Source organism: Bacillus seohaeanensis, from assembly GCF_042684945.1.
GTDB lineage: Bacteria > Bacillota > Bacilli > Bacillales > Bacillaceae_B > Rossellomorea > Rossellomorea seohaeanensis.
Genome location: NZ_JBHUMF010000001.1, coordinates 32687 through 52424 on the forward strand (window position 1 = coordinate 32687; position 19738 = coordinate 52424).

The following is a 19738-nucleotide window of genomic DNA, read 5'->3' on the forward strand; positions in this document are numbered from 1 at the left end:
AGTGGGTATTTTGATTATGAAGTAGGAATGGCTAGATAGCTAGAAGGTACTATATCTTTTTAGGATTTAGTCACGCTACAACGGAGAATTATATTTGTTTAATAGGAAAAATAGCAAAAGTTAATATAGCGAATTTGAATAGTCTTTTGGATATATGATACAGGGAGAAGACAGATGGAGGAAGCTTTAAAATTGGGTGAATTCAATTATCGTTTCATAACAGAGAACATATCAGATTTGGTTGGAGTTTGGGATGTAAATGGTAGAGTTAAGTATGCTTCGCCGTCCCATGAGATGGTATTGGGTTTTCCACCAAAGGTATATGAAGGGGAGGCAGGCTACCAATGGGTCTATCCTGACGATATCCCCCGTCTTCAAAAACTATTTGTTCATATGATATCGACAGGAATGCCGAGTCAAGTTGAATTCCGAGCGAAACATGCAAATGGTGAATGGGTTTACTTGGAGACACAGGCAACTCCTGTAATTGGTGAGGATGGCAAGGTGGAGCAATTTGTTGTTGTAGGGCGTGATGTTTCGGAACGAAAGAAGATGGATGAGTTTATACAAAAAACGGAGAAATTATCTGTTGTAGGGCAATTAGCTGCAAGTGTCGCACACGAAATTAGAAATCCTCTTACGTCAATTAAGGGATTTCTTCAAATCATGGAAAAGGAATCGTATAAGCCTAACTATGTTGATATTATGTTATCGGAAATTGAGGATGTTGAAGAAATTGTGGAAGAGTTCTTGTCGCTTGCTAAACCACAAGCAAGTAAAATGTCACCAACCGATATTACTGCTCTTTTACAACATGTCGTGACATTAATAGGGGCACAAGCTGCACTGAAAAATGTTGAAATTGTACAAGAGATTGATTCAGATTTACCACTTATCCATTGCAATGAACATCAAATTAAACAAGTATTTATTAATGTTCTTCAGAATGCAGTAGAGGCAATGATGGGTGGAGGAGTCATCACAATACAAGCAATGAGGAATAATTTAGAAAGTATAAAGTTTTGTTTTATAGACCAAGGGTGCGGCATCGCAGAAGATCGAATAAAAAATATAGGTGAACCATTTTACAGTACAAAAGAAAAAGGAACAGGTTTAGGCCTAATGGTTAGTCATAAAATTGTCCAAGAGCACCAGGGAACTATCCACATTAAAAGTATCGTCAATCGCGGAACAACTATTGATGTTATTTTACCGATTGAACAGTCTGTAACTGTAGAAGTGTAACTATTATTTTATAAGGCTAGTTTCTAAAAAATGTTGCTTTTAACAACAATCGAAAACATAAAGTGGATTGCAGTGGAAAGGAACGGTCTATTGCTTATAAACAACAAACTTTACAACAACAATCTTTTATAAAACCCTCTTTCAGGTGCGGCTCCCCGTATTCGAAAGAGGGTTTTAGGTTACTCGTAAAAAAACCTTAAAGAGATTTCTCCTTATTATAGCCATGTTCTCCATATGGCTGAAGTTGATTTAACCATTTTTCTTCGAGTTTTTCCAATTCTTCTTTTTCATTAAAATGGGGATCATCTTTCTTTTTAAGATTCTCTATTACTTCAATAGTAAAAGCATCTTTCCCAAAGTGTTTCCATTCTTCTTGAAGTTTTTTATTGGAGTGTCCACCATTTTCAAGCATGAACTTTATCCCGTTTAACGTTTTTAAATTGTTGGTGCTGCCAATAAAAATCTTTTGGTTTTTGGTGTTTTTAATTTGGTAAATTCCTGCTTTAATTGGTGTTTCCTTATAAAGCTGTTTTAGTTCTTTCTTGCGGTCCATTTATTTTTCCCTTCTTTCTCCTGTTATTTTTTCAACCAGTACCTGCTTCCGTCAGCTTTTCTATCTAAAAATCCGTATTCGATTAAATATCTTCTTATCATGACATAGTCCTCATAAATAGGTTTCAATACTTGATTCAGTTCCTTTTCATCGTATGTCCGTTCACTATCAAAATGCTTGGAAATTTCCTTAATAACCACAAGCCTCTGCTTTTGCTTTGGTGGGAATTTCTCCAGGTGTCCCTTTGGTCCTTCCGGGAAGAATTTCTTCACTATTTCTTCTTGTTCTTCTTGCGTAATATTATAGCGGTCATCAATCATCCGAGCTGTTTTATGAAGTGGTACAAAGGCTGGAGCATGCTCGTCTTTTTCTTTTAATAACTCCATCATTGCTAAAAATGTCTTTGCCTGGCGTTCCTTTTCTTTTAATACAAAGCGGTGGTTCCGAATAGTGGAAGCACTACCGATTCCCAGTTCCTTTTGAACGTCTGCATCACTTTTTCCTTGGTGAAAGAGACGAAGGAGTTTCTTTTGATGATCCGTAAGACCTGTTAGTTTCTTATCAAGTCCAAGCAAGTAGTCAAAGACCGATTGGTGGTTCGCTTCAATATGAATACGCATGTATCTTTCTGCTTCGTAAAGAATATTTTCATGGGGGTAAACAATCCCTTTTTCTACTTCCTCCCCGCATAGTAGGCATAGATAAGCATCCGATTCTTCGATATACCCTCGTTTTAATTCTTCCATCGAGGCATTCCAAAAGGTTTCTGAAATCTCCATTTTTCAAACACATCCTAAATTCGTTTGTTTATTTAAAAACATATTAATACATTGTTTGTTTAATGTCAATAAAGTGTAAAGAGAAGCCAATAAATGAAGGTATAAAAAATTGAAAATAATACCCTATTTTCATTGCTCTACTGTGTTAAAGGGTGTTATTATTTTACTAATATTGGTAGGGAAAGGAAGGGTAAAGATGTCATTGGAAAGTGTGAAATCTCATTTTAAACAGTGGAATCGGGAAGAAGACGTGATGGAGTTTGAAACATCTAGTGCAACGGTTCAGCAGGCAGCGGAAACAATTGGTGTTATCCCTGCTCAAATTGCAAAAACATTGTCTTTTAGAGGAGAAGGGGACAAGGCTATTCTCGTTGTTGCTGCGGGAGATGCCAAAATTGACAACAAGAAATTTCGTCATACATTTGGCTTCAAGGCCCGAATGCTTTCTCCTGATGAAGTACTAGAGCAAACTGGACATGCCATCGGCGGGGTATGCCCATTCGGATTGGCCAATGAACTAGATGTCTATCTAGATGTCTCCATGAAACGTTTCGACACCCTTTTTCCAGCCTGTGGAAGCACTAACTCTGCTATCGAATTGACATGTGATGAGTTATTAGAATACTCATTTGCGAAAGAGTGGGTTGATGTGTGTAAAGGGTGGGAAGAAGAACAGCAAAGAGAGACAGTAGCTCTGAATACGGAACAATAAAGGGTAACAATAAAAATATGTATAGGAACCAGTCGTTGTAAATGGCGATTGGTTTTTTATTGAGTAGAGGAAATTTTAGGTGCTAAGTACTTCGCTAATTAGCCAACAGGGAGCTACGGATAAGTATCCAATTCTAGATGTCAAAGCTAAAGCAGTAGGGAATGGTTATCAATTTATGGATGTCTGCCACTCTTTGTATTACCTTATCCTACGAAATATATAGCTACGCCTCAAATAGCCAAAATAATTCTAAGCGTGATATCTATAAATCTCCAATCATCATGAAAACATCTCCATTGCTAACTCCAAGCTATATGTAACGTTCTCATCTCTATTCTCACCACTACTTTGCATTTCAACTAACTCGTCAAAATAAAGACAGTCAAATTTTTTGTTCAAAATCCCGTAGAAGTAAGCAATCGGATTTTTCACAGCATTCGTTGACTTTAGCTTATTGATCATCTGTTTAAAGGAGTGAATTGCAATACCTAGAACCTTCTCTTTCTCATTTTCGCGATTATTTCGATATGCAGCTATTTGTGTCATTTTCCAATATTCTTCAATCGTTTTTGCATCATCAAAGAAGCATTTCACTAGTCGGCAAAAGGCTTGAGGGACTTTCTCACTTGTAAACGTGTGATCTAGTTCTGCGATGACTGTTGTTTTTTCATTAGTACCAGCTACTTGTTGCTCACCATCGCTTGTCGCTATGTCTTTGGTAGCATCCGAAACAGTAGTGGCTAAAAAAGTGTTAACGAGTTCGTTGGTCTTACGTTTTTTTATAATTTTATTTTTAGTTTTAGAAGGATTACTAGTTTTATGGTGGTTCAACTTTTCGCTAGTAGGTGGTTCATTTGTAGGAAAGCGATTGAAAATATAGAGATTACTAGACTGTGATCCATTCTTTCTTTCTGTTTCATGAACTGTAAGGATTCCTACCTTTTTTGCTTTGCCAATCATTCGTTTAAAGCTCGAGCGGGAGATTCCGTTATTGTGATATTCTTCATGAATGGATTTTAGCATCGTACCAATCTTCGCATTGCAAACACCAGGAAACTTTGCGGAAAAGCGAACTAACCGTTTTAACCCGACCAATTCAGCTTTCGTAAATTCTTTTTTATACTCTACCATCCACATTTCTATATGATTATTAAATTCTTTTAGAGTTGAAAATGGTGAGTACTGTTCAAATGTTTTTATATTACCGGATTTTAAATTCATTATTTTGCACCGCCCTTTCACTGCCTATATAGGAACTTCGGAGTGAAAAAGGACACCATACGAAAAGGTTATTTGTGACAAAAATGTGAACGTGTAATTTTGGTACAAGTACTAGCTGATATGTAGCTTTTTTGATCCTTTCATGCTATATAATTACCTAATATTAACTGTAGTAAATGAAACCATTATATAACTATAATAAAATTAGAAATAAGTGATTCAATAATACTAGAATGTCGAAGAAAAAATGTTGAATTTTGTCGGGTGTTGTGGGAATATAGTCTTATTATTGGGTTAGAAATACCTTCGATAATGGCAAACTTGTTGAAAGGCAAGGACGCAAAGCTACGGGTCTAAGGTTCGAGTCGAACTAAGATAGCCGAGTTACCGAAAAGGGTTGGATATATCTATTAGGGGCTTAAACTGTTGGAAAATTATAAAAACTATTCGTGTCAATAATTTTCATAGAGGACAGTCAACGTCTAGCTCTAGTACCCGTCTCCTCTGAGTACTTATATTAATTACAAGAAAAGGGTTGAGAATAAATCTTTTCTTATTATTAGTATTTTTATCCAGAGTCGATTGGGGTCTTAGGGCTGGCGCTAGTAAGTACACCCTTTTAGAGTAAAGACCACCAACTTTTTGGTGGTCTTTTTTAATGGCTGATTTCTAAAGTATTGTTGCTTTGCGATACATTTCTTTTGGGATTTGTTAACGATTGTAAAGGAATTTACGAGGCTCCTACGGTAAAACGGACTTGGCAAACCCCTGGCGGAACGAGGAGGTTTGACAGTTTGTCCGTGGAGAAGGAGAGGATCCCTTTACAGTTAAGCATTCGTGCTAATAAAACAGGGACACTTTTACTGAAATAACTAGCAACAACGTTTACGAAAAGAGTCTTTTTAATAGATAAAAAATTTAAATTAGGAGGAAAAAGTGATGACAGTTGAATTAAAAAAGGGACTTTTAGAAGAACATATCCGTGCGATTTTAGAACTTATTGGGGAAGATGCCAATCGTGAAGGATTACTTGATACGCCGAAACGAGTAGCGAAAATGTATGGCGAAGTATTCGAAGGTGTCGGTGTGGATCCGGAAACGGCATTAACAACAACGTTTGAAGAGAATTATGAAGGGATGGTCGTTGTAAAAGATATTACGTATTACACATTCTGTGAACATCATCTCATTCCATTCTTTGGTAAGGCTCATATTGGATACATTCCGAATGGCAGAGTTATTGGGTTAAGTAAATTTGCTCGTTTAGTGGAACTTATTTCCAAGAGACCACAAGTACAAGAGCGTATGACACAACAAATGGCTGATGCGATTATGAATGTTCTAAAGCCTGAAGGTGTCATCGTAAGTGTAGAAGGTCAACACCTTTGCATGTGTGCAAGAGGCGTGAAAAAACCTGGGAGTTCAACAGTAACAACGATTAAAAAAGGTGCATTTAAAGAACGTGTTGCATTAGTGGAAGAATTTGAGAATGCACTTTCAAGAGATTAATAGCATTTGAGTTAGAAAAATCAGGAGGAGTGAACAAAATGTTCATTTCCTCTGATGGAGACAGGAGGTACACGTTTATGCTTTATCTTTCACGAAAAATGTATTTTTCCGCCGTTCATTCTTACCGTATCGATCAGTGGAGTGAGGAAAAAAATAGAGAAGTATTTGGGCCATGTAGTAATCTTCATGGTCATGGCCACGATTATACGTTAGAGGTCATGGTAAAAGGAAAGTTAGATAAGAAATCCGGCATTGTCGTAAATATTACGGATATTGATAGAGTCGTAAAGCAATTCATGAAAGAAGAACTGGATGGGAAGTTTTTAAATAAAGAAAATCACTATTTTAAAGAAAATATACCAACAACAGAAAATATCGTTTCGTATATTTGGAATTCTTTAGATGGAAAAATCGATAACTGCCGTCTTCATAAAATTCGCTTAAAAGAAAATGACTTCTTATATTCAGAGAAGGAGGAATCACCAATGGTTCAATTAACAAGAAAATACCACTTTTGTACGGCACACCGGCTACATAGCCACCAATTAAGTGATGAGGAAAACCTTCAACTGTTTGGTAAATGCAACAACCCATATGGTCATGGCCATAACTACTATTTAGAAGTAACGGTTAGTGGGAAGCCAGACCCAGTAACAGGAATGATTGCTGATATTGCGGACATGGATCAAATAGTAGAAGAAGAGATTATGAAGAGATTTGATCATAAGCACTTAAATTTAGATACAGAAGAATTTAAAGAATTAAATCCTACATCGGAAAATGTTGCGGTTGTTGCTTGGGAGTTACTATCACCGAGACTAACAAACCTTTACAAAATTGGCTTGTATGAAACGGAAAAGAATTACTTTGAATATTACGGAACGGAAGAGGAGTAGAACATGGAAAATACGTTGCAGTTAAAAGGAAAAACAATTGCTATTACTGGCTCTAGTCAAGGGATTGGGAAAGAAACAGCTTCCTTGTTGAAAGATTTAGGAGCGAATCTTGCTTTAGGTAGCCGCAGTAATAAAGAGAGAGTGAGCGATACTATACTGGAGCTTCCTTTAGATGTGACGAACGAACAATCCGTTAAAAAGTTTTATGAGCGTACGATTAAACATTTTGGAACAGTAGATGTCTTGATTAATAGTGCAGGTGTGGGAACATTTGCAAGTATTACAGAGTCCTCTACCGACGACTTTGACCAAATGATCGCAGTGAATTTACGAGGGACCTATTTGACTTGTAAGTATTTCGGAAAGCATATGGAAGAGCAATCAAAGGGGCATATTCTAAACCTTGTTTCCATGGCAGGAAATACAGCACTAGCTGGGGGCGGAGGTTATTCTGCTTCAAAATTTGGTGTTTTAGGCTTAACAAAAGTGTTACAGGTAGAGCTTCGTCAGAAAGGTGTTCAGGTAACAGCTGTTCTTCCTGGAGCAGTAAGCAGTAGTTTTTGGGAGAAAATTGAACCAAAACCAGATATGTCTAATATGATACCTACTGAAACGGTTGCTAAACATATCGTTTATTTAATTAACCAACCTACAGGTGCTTTTGTTGATGAAATTACCATAATGCCACCTCTAGGGATTCTATAGGAGGGACAAGGTTGAGGCGATTTTTAGATAAAGTAATAAACAAACCTGTTAAAGGTATTCAAATCCAACCATCGTCTCCTTCTCTTCCAACAGATTTATCGTATGCAGACCTCGACTTTTTTACAAAGCGGGGTTTTCTAGCAATAAAGATAAGTCAATACCTTCATTTACCCAAAGATGATGGGGAATATTTGTTTCATCAGTCGTTATATAATTCATCTTTTATGAATTTTGATGAAGAAACCCATAAAGAATTTATCTTATATTTAAGCGAATTAATGTTGAAGTGGAGTAAACAAAAACAAGATATCCCTCACCAAGTGAAAAACACCCATTTAAGAAATGATATTCAGAATGCGATGTTAAAGGCTTATGAAATATATAAGCATGAATTGTTTTCGCAGCCTCTTCACAAGGAAGACCTTACTAGATCAGAGGAACAACTAGAAAATACGGAATGGAAGGTTCATCGAGACGTTATTTTCGCTGCCACTCAAGGTCACTTTTTACTAATTTCAGAGGAAGAACTAGATAAATATAAAACGGGTAACTTGTTTTGTGAAGGAGAAATAAGAGAACGATCCGATATACCTATATGCCGTAACAATGCGAAAGAAAGCCTTGAAAAACGAGGATTTACTAAATCAAAAGTGATGAGTTGGTTATTAGTTTTATCTGAGGCCATAACAAATACAATTAAGCACGCGGAGAGTGGCAAAATGATGTTGATAGAGGACTTAGATAGTAACGAAATCCGCTTTATCATTGAAGATAATGGACCTGGATTTTCTCTTGAGGACTTGCCTAATATGACGCTTCTAGCAGGTTACTCGACCAAAAGGTCAATGGGTCAAGGGTTTACGCTAATGATGAAAATGACAAAACAGGTCATATTATATACTTCATCAGAAGGCTCCACTATTATTTTATGTTTTGATTCTAGTAAGGAAAAGGAGGGGAATGTAAATGCTGCAGGTTAATAAAAAGACGATAGAAAATGATGAACATAAACCGATAGTCAAAACCATCAACAGAACGATTAAAACAGCTAAATTAATTGATGCCTTTTGGGAGAGATGGTTGGTACATGGTGTGGGTTTAATGGATTTAAATAAAATTCGATCAGATTTACAAAACCTTGAACACTGGCTGCTATCTTGGGAAAAGCTAGCCCATTCAAAAGAATTACAGGCAAAGAAATTAGAAAAACAGGGATTTTTTAAAGAAGCGGAATACCTGTATAGACAAACATCCTTATATTATAATCTCAATTATTGGATTGATCCGATGTTTTCCGAACAAAAACAATATTGGTATAACAAAAGTTTAAAATTTATTAAAAAGGCAGACGAGCTATCGGACACAAAAACATTATATAAGTCCATTAATATTGACGATGGTAGTAAATGTAGTGGAAGAATACGTATCCCAAACAATCCAAAAGGATGTATTTTAATAATTAATCCTATCGACTCTTCAAAGGAAGAACTTTTCAAATATGAAATGGAATTTGTGGAAGCAGGGTTTGCGACACTAAGCTTTGATGGCCCGGGGCAAGGAGAAACATTTATTGTGAATGAAGTAATTGGTACTAGGAATAGATGGGAACAATTTATTAATCAATTAATTGATTATACAAGTATCTATTTTGAAGAACTACCTATTTATTTATTTGGGACAAGTCTAGGTGCATCCTGGGTTTTATATGGAAGTTCCCATAAAAAAGTTTCTAAAGCCGTAGCGGTTAGTCCAGCTATAGAACTGGAAAAAATGAATATGCCAACTTATTTTATGGAACGAATGGACTGTTCTATTATTCTAAAAGATAAAGATGTACCAATTCCGTATTTTGATGAAATAAATTATCAATCTCATGTTTTACTATTTCATGGAAAGAAAGACATGATGGTTCCTAATGATGAAATGGATAACTTATTTCAAAAAATAGAAGTAGAAAAACACTGGATCGAATATGAGAATGAGGGGCATTGTTGTAATAACAAACTAGATGAAATTAGAAAACTATCTTTACAGTGGTTTTCTAATAAATCTATTGCTAGAGAGGTCAATCTAATATGAATAAAACGATAACATTGCGAAGGAAATTTCTCATCAGACTTCTATCGGTATTAATAATTATCGCTGTGTTTACTGGTGTTGTCCAAATTTATATGATGAATCAACAAATAATAAGCCAAACAAAGCAACAAGCAGAGGCAATCGCAAACAATGTATTAAGAGGAATTAAGCAAACTGATGAAGGAACACAATCAATTGAACATCAAATTGATTTAAAACTAGTGTCATATGCCAAACATATAGAAACATTACTAGAAGGAAAATCTGCTGACCAAATTACTAGAAGTGAGTTATTAAAAATTCGTGATGCATTAGGTTTAACAGGAATTACTATTTTTCAAGAAGATAAATCTAAAGACGACGTTATAGGGGTGGTTGCTACAGAAGAACAAGAAGTCGGTTTTAGTTTTAAAAAGTTTGGATATTACGAGGTGGCTAAACGCTTATTAAATGGTCAAGAACCATCTCTTCCAGATGCTACCTATATCGATAAACATACCATTGTATTATCAATTGCACAATCAGGTTCACATGAAGATAGTCCATTATTCTTTAAATATGCTTATTATGTACCTGAAACAAAAGATTACATGATAAATCCATATATTCAAGCAAATGAAGTGCATAACTTTACCGCGAATGTAGGTCCAAACACAACAATCAATGAATTGGTAACGGAAAATAATATTGTAAAAGAAATCGCTATTTTGAATCCCGCGGTTTTTGCTGATCCATCTCTGGAAGAACAGCTCTATCCTCCGTTAAGAAAGATAGAATCTGGAAATTTTAATTTGCAAACTGATAAAGACTTAGAGTTGTTAACAGGTAAAAAAATGAATAAAACATCCTATATAGATAAGGTAGATGGATTAAAGGTCTATAAGATGTTCCTTCCATTAGATGAGAATCGTGTCATATATTTAGCATTGGATTATGGGGAAATGAGTGGTCCACTATACCGTCATTCATATATCTTAATTATTTCTGGTTTACTCTCATTACTAGTTCTCTTTTTATTAACTGCACGTTTCTTTAATCGTATCTATGTAAATATCCAAAAGATAAAAGATCAAATTAAATTATTAGAAGACGGAGATCTAACTGCAAAAAGTAAAGTTGATGATGGAAGTGAATTAGAAAAATTATCTCAGAGTACAAACCGAATGGTAGACCAATTAAACATACTTGTTACAGACACACAAGAACAAGCAAGCAAGACACAGAAACTTTCTATTCTATTAGAAGCAGAAGCATCTCAATCAGTAGAAAAACTATACGCAGTGTCAACTGAAGCAACGATGAAGGCGAGAGATCAGCTATTTGAGATTACGACCTTTTTAGATGAAGTTGTGGATGTGCTAGAAGAATATAAAGAAAATGAAGCTGTTCTTTCCGTTATAGATAAGGTGGAGCAAATGAGAGATGTTGCAAATGAACGTACTTCCATCGCAACGGATATTACGATTACACTTTCAGATTTGTTAAATTCCTTGCATAATCAATCAAGTGATTTATCAGAAATATCGAATACACTACTAGACCAAATGAGTAAATTCAAACTGTAAAGTGAGGAAATGTTATGGAGTTACTAGTAAAAAAGGAAGTGAAAGGTTCGACGATAACTTTTATACTTGAAGGGATACTAGATATCACGACAGCCAATGTAATGGATCCTTATTTAGCAGAAATAGATAGTATTGAAGTATTAGTCATTGATTTATCTCAATTGGAGTTTCTTGATTCTACTGGGATTGGTTCTCTTATGAATGCGATTTACTTGTCGCAGGAAAAAGACTTTAAAATTAAACTTCAAGGCATTGACGAATTAACGGACCAAATTTTTGAAACAGTAGGCCTATATCAAATTTTAAAAGCAATGCAAGGGGAGGTAGTTTGATGTATAAAGATAGTCTATCTTACAACTATTCAAACGACCAAGATGAGCAGCAGCTGGATAAAACGTTGAAAAGAGAAATAAATTTAGCGAGAAATATCCAAACTTCATTACTAAACGGGAAGACACCTACTTTTGAAGGAGGAGAAGTATCAGGTTCTTCGCTTCCTGCTAGGTTAATTGGTGGAGATTATTATGATTTTTATCCGTTAGCTAATGGGAAGATTCGTATTGTGATTGGTGATGTAATGGGGAAAGGAATTCCAGCAGCGATGCTGATGATTCTGACGAGAGGTGCTTTTAGAAGTGCTGCTGAAAGTACCCAAAGTCCCGGAGAAACGTTAACAGCGATGAATCAAGCCATATATGAGGATTTACGGACTTTGAAGTCTTTTGTAACGTTATTTTGTGCTGATTGGAATCCGGAGACAGGCCTTCTCACTTATGCAAACGCAGGACATAATCCTCCATTATTAATCAAAGGGGAAGATAGTTCGGTAGAGGAACTTCCAAAGATAAAAGGAATCATGGTAGGAGGACTCCCTAATCAAATGTATAAAGAGACATCAATTCAGTTACATGATAACGATACGGTATTCTTTTACACAGATGGGATTGTAGAGGCTGTAAATAAAGAGGGCGAACAATATAAACTACATCGTCTTACGCAAACATTATTAGCTAATCAGGATCAAAGTGTCGGAGAACTTGAAAAAAGTGTGATGGACTCGATAAACCAATTTGCAGAAGGTGTTTCGCAAAAAGATGATATAACGATGGTTATTTTGAAAATAAGTAATCAAAAAACCGATATCACAAGCTTAAATTCTCCAGTATTATGTTAGGATGATTAAATCATGAGAAGTATTGTTTCGAAGGGTAAAAATATAAATGAAGCTATTCAATTAGGATTGGACTTATTAGAGGCAACAAAAAAAGAAGTCGATATTGAAATTATCCAACATGAAACAAAAAGGTTCCTAGGGTTAGGCTCGAAGGAAGCGATTGTAAAACTGACAAAGCTTGAATCCAGCTTTTCAGAAAATGAAAAAAGTGATAGTCAACCACTGGATTTAATGGAGCAACTTGTTACAGAATTAGTCGATGAAGAGCAGGTTGAAGTGGTCGCGTCTTCTTCCATGCAAAAACAATTAGGTAGCGAAGATAGTAATGAAATAGACTCTCTCGAGGGGAAAACATGGGTGAAAGATGGCAGACTTTATTGTATGTCATCCCCTATGCAGGTCCCTTTAGTAACAGTAAAACAGGGGATTAGACTTTATAAAAATAATCAACTTGTTGAAGAAGCTACTACATTTGTTTCGGAAAAAGATGTGTATGAAATAAAAGTGGAAAATGAAGAAAAAGAAACAAGATGGGACATTACGATGGATCAAACCAAACTAAAGGTTTTTCTTGAAGTAAAGCCGGGCTATAAGATTACTCGTAAGGTTCCTGATATAAAGGCTGACCATCATATTGAATTAACGGTCGAAGAACAGAAGGAAATAAATAATACCCTCTCCTATGGAGAAGTCATGCAAAAACTTGAATCATTAAGGGTCAAGCATGGTTTTCATCAAAATGAAATACTTAAGGCGATAGAGACAACGGAACCAAGTACGTTTGAAATCGCAAAGGGTATCGAAGCGAAGCCAGGGAAAGATGGCTGGGTGGAAGTAAAGGTAGATATGAATATTCAAAAAGGGCCAAAAGAAAAAGAAGATGGTCGTGTGGACTTTCGAGAGATTAAAACCATTCCAACTGCAGAGAAAGGAAAAGTAATCGCCGTTATTCATCCTCCTGTTCCAGGTCAGATGGGATATACGGTGACAAATGAACCTTTACCTGCCAAACAAACTTTTCCAATCAAGCTTAGGGTCGGTAGTGGTGTAGTGCAGGTGGAGGATAAGATTGTTGCGACGGAATCTGGGCGTCCTTTCATAGAACAAAGGGGACAACTAGTGAAGGCTTCTATTATGCCAAAACTAACACATAACGGAAATGTAGATTTAGCTTCAGGTAATATTCGCTTTATGGGAGATGTTGAAATTTTAGGTGAAGTGGAAGAGCGTATGAAAGTCGAAGCGGAAGGTGACATAATTGTACGGAAAACAGTGAATGCTGCCAATCTTACTGCTTCAGGAGCTATCATTACAGATGGTAATATATTTGGTTCGGAAATTTCAGCAGGGAAAAATAATATGTTAGTAGCAGAATTAGGTCATTTGCTTGGAATTATTCACCAAAATGTAGAAAAGTTTATTAAGCTCATTACACAACTAACTCAATCTGCTGCGTTTAAATCAAATGATTTTTCCCGAGGTGGTCTACAACCATTAATACGAATATTACTAGAAAAGAAATTTAAACATTTTCCTCCTTTAGTAAAAAAATATGTAGATGTAGTAAGAAAGGGAGAAAATTATTTAGCGGATGATGCGTGGAGGCTGACGGCGACTTCATTGTCTCGAACTTTCTTATCATTATCTAATGAAGTTGCTTCTCTTGAGGGGCTTATGGCATTATCACAAAAGATGAAGGAACTTTATGAGTTTAGTAAAACTCCTGTTGAACCAGATTCCTATGTTACTATCTCTAACGCACTTAATAGCCGTATTTACTGTAGCGGGGATGTTTCGGTTTTAGGGCAAGGATGTATCAATTCAAAGGTTCATTCTGGAGGGAAATTAAAAATAAGTGGTATTGTACGCGGCGGAGAGGTTTACGGTAGGCTAGGTGCAGAAATTAATGAAGTAGGAGCAGAAAGCGGAACGGCAACTGTAATTGCTGTACCAAACGACCAAAAAATCCTTATTCATAAAGCGATGGAAGGAACAATTATAAAGATTGGAAATATCAAGCATACCTTCCAAGAAACAAAATATAACGTTCGTGCTCGACTGCATGAAGAAGAGCGGATTGTATTTGATTAATGGAGAATAGGGGGAACAAAAATGTTTCGTTTTACAACGAAGAATACAGATGAGGCACTAGAAGTAGTATTAGAGGGAGACTTAGATATTGAAGGGACAGAAATAATAGAAAATGAACTAACTCCTACGATAACAAACTATAAAAATGTCAAAATAAACTTTGAACAAGTTCCTTTTGTAGACTCATCAGGTATTGGACTTTTGTTAACGTTAGTGCAAACATTAACTGGTCAAGGAACAAATGTGACTATTTTGAACGTGAGTGAAGAAGTTATGGAGGTATTTGATATCCTTCAGATACCGGAGATTTTGGGTGAGGGTGTTTTTGTATAAAGGGAAATAGTACTGAACGGAGAGATAATAGACATACTCCTTCAGTATGTGTGACGGGGTCTGCCTCCATAACCAGCAAGTTAACTTGCTAGTTATGGAGGCAGACCCCGTTTTTGTTGTTACAAGGATAATCTACATACTCATCTGGAGCCCAGTGGGATCTTTTTTTGCTAAATTACTTTGACAGATAGAGTAATATCGAGTAATATTACTCTATCAGATAGAATAGTGAATGTACAAGGATGTGTCAATATGGTCAGAAGCGATATAATTCGCGGGCATTTGGATTCGATTATTTTGCGATTGATTTTAGAGGAAGACAGATACGGGTATGAAATATCGAAGGAAATCAGTTTACGGACAGACAATCGATTCCAGATAAAAGAGGCAACGCTATATGCTGTATTCCAGCGTCTAGAGAAAAGGGAACTAATTGAATCCTACTTAGGCAGTGTTTCTCAAGGTGGGAAAAGAAAATATTACCGCATTACTACACTCGGAAAAGCCTATTTAAGGGAGATGGTTAGTGAGTGGAAAGAAATAAAAGAGATTATTGATTTATTTTTGGAGGGATTAAAATGAAGAAACTAAAAAATCATGTTGATGAGTTATTCAGAGATATTCCAGAGAGTGAACAGAAAAATGCCATTAAGCAGGAAGTTTTAGAAAATCTTGAAGAGAAAGTATGGGATCTGACAGCACAAGGAAAAGAAGAGGAAGATGCCATTAATAAAGCAATTGTTGAATTTGGTGATGTGGGGGAATTAACAAAAGAGCTAGGCGTAAAGCAGCCGAAGAAGAAGGATATGTCGAAATTGAATTTAGGTTATTCTCTTTGGGGGAGTCTCTTAATCATCTCACTCTTTATTTTTATTAATTTTTATTATACGCCTCAAATTATCTGGTTTGTTTATCCAACATTTGCTGTTTTATGGTGGCCATTAACGATGTATTTTAAATGGAAACGCGCAAACTGAGGGGGATAAAAATTGAAGAGATTTGATGTTGGTTTTGCAGTAGCAGGAAGTGTCATGTGTATCATCTTTATTACGCTTGTCAATTATTTAACAAGTCCTGGCTATCTCTGGTTTATTTATCCTCTATTGGCGGTACTTGTATGGCCTATAGGTTTATATAGTATAAAAAATAAGAAGCATAAACTTCTAGCTATTGTTTGTAGTACCCTTACCATTGGTTTTCTTATTATCGAAAATTTAATGGAGTCACCTAATTATCCATGGTCTTTATATGCAATCTTTCCGATTATTTGGTGGCCAACTCTCATCTTTTTGGGAGAACGGGCAAAAACAATGCCCGTTGCATGGATTGGAAGCACAAGTATTATTTTATACTATGCAATTTTAAATGTGCTTCTAGCGCCTGGGTATCCTTGGGTAATCTATCCCGCATTCGCAGTGTTATGGTGGCCACTTTCGTTATATCATGCACAGAAAAAGACATTTGTTAGCTTCTCCATGTATGCGAGCCTATTCATTAGTGTATTTTTTATCATTGTTAACATTATCTCCTCTCCAGGAACAATATGGGCAGTTTATCCGATTTTTTGTGTGCTATGGTGGCCGCTGAGTATGTATTATTTTGTTTATAAAAGGAAAATGGAAAGGTGACTCGGAAATTTAAAGCAGAAGGTATGAAGGAAAAGAAAATTTATCTCCTATTTACGGATACTGGAACATTATTTACTAAACTTATAAAACTATATACGAAAAAACCATTTAATCATGTTTCGTTATCCTTTGATCATCAGTTAACAGAAACGGAAAAAGCAGTATAATCCTTTTATTGGTGGTTTTGTTAGTGAGAAGTTGGGGAGAGGGCTGTTTAAAAAGGCGAGATGTGAAGTCTATAGCTATACAATTTCTGAAATGGATTATAATCAGATGATAAAAAAAGTAAGAAAAATGGAAGCAGAGAAGGATTTGTACAAATATAATTTCATAGGGCTTTTTGCCATTATCCTAAATTTAAATTTTAATAGAAAAAACGCCTTCTTTTGCTCTCAATTTGTTGCAACGATTATAAGTGAGAAAATCGATGCTTTAGATAAAATCCCTTGTTTGGTAACACCTCAAGATTTAATGAATTTAGACAAACTTCAATTAGTTTATAAAGGAGAACTTAATCATTACCCACCTAATAAAAAGGAGTTGATGGAAAACACCGCAAAAGAAAGAGTTTGGAAGCAGATTATTTCCTACACTATTCAACAGACGATGCTAAGACGAAAAAAAGTTTCCTAGAGTTTCTATTGACTCTTTTCATGGAGTAACATAAAAATAATGAATCTAAAAAAGAAGGGGCAAGTCTTTATTCGTTGCGCCTTCTTTTTTACAAATAGAATGTTTTTAGTAAATTAAGCTTTTGCTTTCTTCGGCCAAACGAAATTTGAAAGAGCAATAAGTAAATCAATACCTAACACAAGTGTCCAAAGTTTTACTACCGCACTTAATGCTTCTGTTCGAGAAGGGTCATTGATTAAGTAAATTAACCCTGCTAGTAGTCCGGCACCAAGTAAGTAGGCAAGCACATGTTTTCCCCAACTTTTTAAATAATGCTTAGCATATTCCATGCCGAACCGTTTTAGGGGCTTCGGGCCCTGCCTTGTCACATAATAACGAAATCGTTCATCTGCCCATTCCACCATACTTTTCCCAAACGCAATGGATACCCCAATATACACCGCAGCGATTGCATGTGCTTTTGTTGCAGTTGCTCCTCTATACAAATCAACACTCGTTGTGATTAATAGGATTAAGTCGATGACGGGGGTTAAGGCTAAGAAAAATAACCCAAGTTTCTTTCGCTTAAATACATATCGAATAACTAACCCTAATAGAATAACGACCCAAAACGCAATTTCACTTGCAACAATCATCCAAGCAACAAAGTTCAACAGAATACCTCTCCCTTTACAATACAGTTGTATTATTTAAATGTAGTATAACATTTGTTTTTAAATAATACAACTGTACTATTTAATTGCACAGTCATTTTTTTCTTGCTAAAATAAAGCTATGCCAAAAATAGTGGATCATGAAAAAAGAAAAAAACAAATTGCAGAAGCGACGTGGCGAGTGATTTTAGATTTAGGAATGGAAGGGGCGAGTGTAAGAAATATTGCTAAAGAGGCAGGCGTATCACTAGGTGCACTACGTCATTACTTTTCAACACAGGATGAATTACTTGTCTATGCGATGAAACTTGTAAAAGAACAGGCAACAATTCGCATTAATGAAATTACAATGAGTGAACTGCCTCCAAAGGAAAAAATATTAAAAGTTTTACTTGAAATTGTACCGGTAAATGAGGAAACAATGGCAGAAATGGAAGTTTGGTTTGCTTTTACGTTTCATGCGAGACATAAAGAAGATATATTTGATGCACAACATGACGGGATTTTTATCGGAATGCAAAATTTAATCCATTACTTAGATCAGCATCAATTGCTGCGAAAAGACCTTGATAAGGAGATAGAAACGGAAAGGTTATATGCCTTAGTTGATGGTATCGCGTTACATGCGATGTTAGAATCGAAGCGTGTGAATAAAGAACGGATTATTAATGTATTAACACACCATTTAGATTCGATTTGTGTAGAGGGATAAGAAGTTGATGAAGCTTGGTGCTGTGGTTAAAATTCAACAGGTGAATTTCAGAACGGATTCAACTGTTGAATTTTGCATCAATTTCAGCAGTTGAATAAGCAGTTGAATAAGCAGGAAGAGCTCTCCGTTTGGAGGTGATCTTGTTTACATCAATTATTTTACAGTGGATTACTTAAAGTGAAACGTAGCAATTTATCATATAAGAAGAATAACTTTAATATAATGTACCCCCTGTAGTTTAATTTGATTGAATTTTTCTACAAATGACATGTAAAATATAGTTAACTACTAATATAAATTTGGAGGGTGTTGCATGGATGTTTTAGAAGCGATTAAAACGAGAAGAAGTATTGGATTTGTATCGGATGAGCCCGTTTCTAAAGATTTATTGGAACAAATTTTAGAGGCAGGTACTTGGGCACCGAGTCATCATCGCACAGAGCCGTGGCGTTTTTTTGTGTTGACTGGTGATGGAAGAAAGCCTCTAGGAGAAACGTTAGCGAAAATTGCTGAAAAAGGGATGGATGATCCATCAACCGATTCCAATAAGAAAAAGCTTGAAAAAACGCTAGAAAAGCCATTTCGTGCTCCAGCAATTATTGTTGCAGCAGTTGAACCAAGTGATAATCCGAAAGTAATCGAAGAAGAAGAGTATGGAGCGGTGTATGCGTCGATTCAAAACATGCTACTAGCTACTCACGAATTAGGATTAGGTGGGTTTTGGCGAACAGGTAAGCCTTGCTATGATCCATTAATGAAAGAGTTATTTGGACTATCGGATAAAGGGGAGGTACTAGGATTTCTCTATATTGGGCATCCAACAAGAGATGTACCTGCTGGAAAAAGAAAGCCTGTTGATGACGTAACAAAATGGATTTCGGATGAGAGTGGATATTAATGAATACCCTGCAGACTAAACTTTTTTAGTCTGCAGGGTATTTTTTATTGGTAATCAAACATTATATGGAAAGAAGGAGGATTGTATAGGAAGGATTCTTTCTGAACAGGGGCTTGTTTAGGTTACACGTGAGGAACTGGACAAAAAGCCAAGGTTATTGGACAAATTTTCTGGTTTACTAGACAAAAGGATGGGATAACTGGACACTTTTTTTATTTACTGGACAAACTGCTATGGTTAATGGACAAACTGACTTTTTCTGTAAAATGCCTTCGCTAGTTGGCCGCCCTACAACGTTATCAACTCACCCAAATCACTGGCTATTAGAATAGCCGATGGAATTGTATCTTCC

23 protein-coding genes and 1 riboswitch are annotated in these 19738 nt (G+C 35.9%); of the genes, 19 read left to right on the forward strand and 4 right to left on the reverse strand.

The window, feature by feature from the left end; translation table 11 throughout:
- Positions 1 to 174: 174 nt before the first annotated feature.
- A complete protein-coding gene (locus ACFSUL_RS00195) occupies positions 175 to 1245 on the forward strand; it encodes an ATP-binding protein (RefSeq protein WP_377931567.1) in 1071 nt (356 codons plus the stop codon).
- A 196-nt stretch (positions 1246 to 1441) separates the two neighbouring features.
- Here ACFSUL_RS00195 and ACFSUL_RS00200 read toward each other — a convergent pair whose 3' ends face one another.
- Together ACFSUL_RS00200 and ACFSUL_RS00205 are read right to left on the reverse strand one after the other, a co-directional pair.
- The gene (locus ACFSUL_RS00200) at positions 1442 to 1798 is read right to left on the reverse strand and encodes a GIY-YIG nuclease family protein (protein ID WP_377931569.1); all 357 of its coding nucleotides are present in this window, start codon (positions 1796 to 1798) and stop codon (positions 1442 to 1444) included.
- 23 nt (positions 1799 to 1821) lie between these two features.
- Positions 1822 to 2577: a DUF2087 domain-containing protein gene (locus tag ACFSUL_RS00205; RefSeq protein WP_377931571.1), complete on the reverse strand. Its 756-nt coding sequence runs from the start codon at positions 2575 to 2577 to the stop codon at positions 1822 to 1824.
- Between the two features lie 196 nt (positions 2578 to 2773).
- On the opposite strand from ACFSUL_RS00205, the gene ACFSUL_RS00210 reads away from it, so the two are divergent.
- Positions 2774 to 3289: a YbaK/EbsC family protein gene (locus ACFSUL_RS00210; RefSeq protein ID WP_377931573.1), complete on the forward strand. Its 516-nt coding sequence runs from the start codon at positions 2774 to 2776 to the stop codon at positions 3287 to 3289.
- Between the two features lie 279 nt (positions 3290 to 3568).
- Here ACFSUL_RS00210 and ACFSUL_RS00215 read toward each other — a convergent pair whose 3' ends face one another.
- Entirely contained in the window at positions 3569 to 4510 is a 942-nt protein-coding gene (locus ACFSUL_RS00215) for a hypothetical protein (RefSeq protein ID WP_377931575.1), read from the reverse strand.
- 304 nt (positions 4511 to 4814) lie between these two features.
- A riboswitch (cyclic di-GMP riboswitch) is annotated at positions 4815 to 4902 on the forward strand.
- Between the two features lie 547 nt (positions 4903 to 5449).
- Between ACFSUL_RS00215 and folE the strand changes: the two genes are divergently transcribed.
- From folE to ACFSUL_RS00290, 15 genes are all read left to right on the forward strand, one after another.
- On the forward strand, positions 5450 to 6019 hold the full coding sequence (gene folE / locus ACFSUL_RS00220; protein ID WP_377931577.1) for a GTP cyclohydrolase I FolE: 570 nt from the start codon (positions 5450 to 5452) through the stop codon (positions 6017 to 6019).
- Positions 6020 to 6096: 77 nt separating this feature from the next.
- Complete coding sequence (locus ACFSUL_RS00225; RefSeq protein WP_377931579.1) at positions 6097 to 6915, forward strand: 6-carboxytetrahydropterin synthase; 819 nt, start codon at positions 6097 to 6099, stop codon at positions 6913 to 6915.
- A gap of 3 nt (positions 6916 to 6918) precedes the next feature.
- Positions 6919 to 7620, forward strand: coding sequence for an SDR family oxidoreductase (locus tag ACFSUL_RS00230; RefSeq protein WP_377931581.1), 702 nt, complete (start codon positions 6919 to 6921; stop codon positions 7618 to 7620).
- A gap of 11 nt (positions 7621 to 7631) precedes the next feature.
- Entirely contained in the window at positions 7632 to 8600 is a 969-nt protein-coding gene (locus tag ACFSUL_RS00235; protein WP_377931583.1) for an ATP-binding protein, read from the forward strand.
- Positions 8587 to 9699, forward strand: a complete 1113-nt coding sequence (locus ACFSUL_RS00240) for an alpha/beta hydrolase family protein (protein ID WP_377931585.1) — start codon at positions 8587 to 8589, stop codon at positions 9697 to 9699. The genes ACFSUL_RS00235 and ACFSUL_RS00240 overlap by 14 nt, the downstream gene beginning before the upstream one ends.
- Complete coding sequence (locus ACFSUL_RS00245; protein WP_377931587.1) at positions 9696 to 11264, forward strand: methyl-accepting chemotaxis protein; 1569 nt, start codon at positions 9696 to 9698, stop codon at positions 11262 to 11264. The genes ACFSUL_RS00240 and ACFSUL_RS00245 overlap by 4 nt, the downstream gene beginning before the upstream one ends.
- 14 nt (positions 11265 to 11278) lie before the next feature.
- Complete coding sequence (locus tag ACFSUL_RS00250; protein ID WP_377931589.1) at positions 11279 to 11596, forward strand: STAS domain-containing protein; 318 nt, start codon at positions 11279 to 11281, stop codon at positions 11594 to 11596.
- A complete protein-coding gene (locus ACFSUL_RS00255) occupies positions 11596 to 12438 on the forward strand; it encodes a PP2C family protein-serine/threonine phosphatase (RefSeq protein ID WP_377931591.1) in 843 nt (280 codons plus the stop codon). The genes ACFSUL_RS00250 and ACFSUL_RS00255 overlap by 1 nt, the downstream gene beginning before the upstream one ends.
- A 12-nt stretch (positions 12439 to 12450) precedes the next feature.
- On the forward strand, positions 12451 to 14529 hold the full coding sequence (locus tag ACFSUL_RS00260) for a flagellar assembly protein A (protein ID WP_377931593.1): 2079 nt from the start codon (positions 12451 to 12453) through the stop codon (positions 14527 to 14529).
- A gap of 21 nt (positions 14530 to 14550) precedes the next feature.
- Positions 14551 to 14862, forward strand: a complete 312-nt coding sequence (locus tag ACFSUL_RS00265; protein WP_377931595.1) for an STAS domain-containing protein — start codon at positions 14551 to 14553, stop codon at positions 14860 to 14862.
- A gap of 252 nt (positions 14863 to 15114) precedes the next feature.
- Positions 15115 to 15444 carry a PadR family transcriptional regulator gene (locus ACFSUL_RS00270; RefSeq protein WP_071413575.1) on the forward strand — a complete coding sequence of 110 codons (330 nt, stop codon included), beginning with the start codon at positions 15115 to 15117 and terminating at the stop codon, positions 15442 to 15444.
- Positions 15441 to 15839, forward strand: coding sequence for a permease prefix domain 1-containing protein (locus tag ACFSUL_RS00275; protein WP_377931598.1), 399 nt, complete (start codon positions 15441 to 15443; stop codon positions 15837 to 15839). Before ACFSUL_RS00270 ends, ACFSUL_RS00275 begins: the two co-directional genes overlap by 4 nt.
- A gap of 12 nt (positions 15840 to 15851) precedes the next feature.
- A complete protein-coding gene (locus ACFSUL_RS00280) occupies positions 15852 to 16490 on the forward strand; it encodes a hypothetical protein (protein ID WP_377931600.1) in 639 nt (212 codons plus the stop codon).
- Entirely contained in the window at positions 16487 to 16657 is a 171-nt protein-coding gene (locus ACFSUL_RS00285) for a hypothetical protein (protein WP_377931602.1), read from the forward strand. The genes ACFSUL_RS00280 and ACFSUL_RS00285 overlap by 4 nt, the downstream gene beginning before the upstream one ends.
- A gap of 106 nt (positions 16658 to 16763) precedes the next feature.
- Positions 16764 to 17123: a hypothetical protein gene (locus tag ACFSUL_RS00290; RefSeq protein WP_377931604.1), complete on the forward strand. Its 360-nt coding sequence runs from the start codon at positions 16764 to 16766 to the stop codon at positions 17121 to 17123.
- Positions 17124 to 17236: 113 nt separating this feature from the next.
- Here ACFSUL_RS00290 and ACFSUL_RS00295 read toward each other — a convergent pair whose 3' ends face one another.
- Positions 17237 to 17776 (reverse strand): hypothetical protein, encoded by a 540-nt coding sequence (locus ACFSUL_RS00295; RefSeq protein WP_377931606.1) that lies wholly within the window; start codon positions 17774 to 17776, stop codon positions 17237 to 17239.
- 121 nt (positions 17777 to 17897) lie between these two features.
- On the opposite strand from ACFSUL_RS00295, the gene ACFSUL_RS00300 reads away from it, so the two are divergent.
- The gene (locus ACFSUL_RS00300) at positions 17898 to 18488 is read left to right on the forward strand and encodes a TetR/AcrR family transcriptional regulator (RefSeq protein WP_071413570.1); all 591 of its coding nucleotides are present in this window, start codon (positions 17898 to 17900) and stop codon (positions 18486 to 18488) included.
- Between the two features lie 313 nt (positions 18489 to 18801).
- Positions 18802 to 19386, forward strand: a complete 585-nt coding sequence (locus ACFSUL_RS00305; protein ID WP_377931609.1) for a nitroreductase family protein — start codon at positions 18802 to 18804, stop codon at positions 19384 to 19386.
- Positions 19387 to 19738 lie beyond the last annotated feature (352 nt).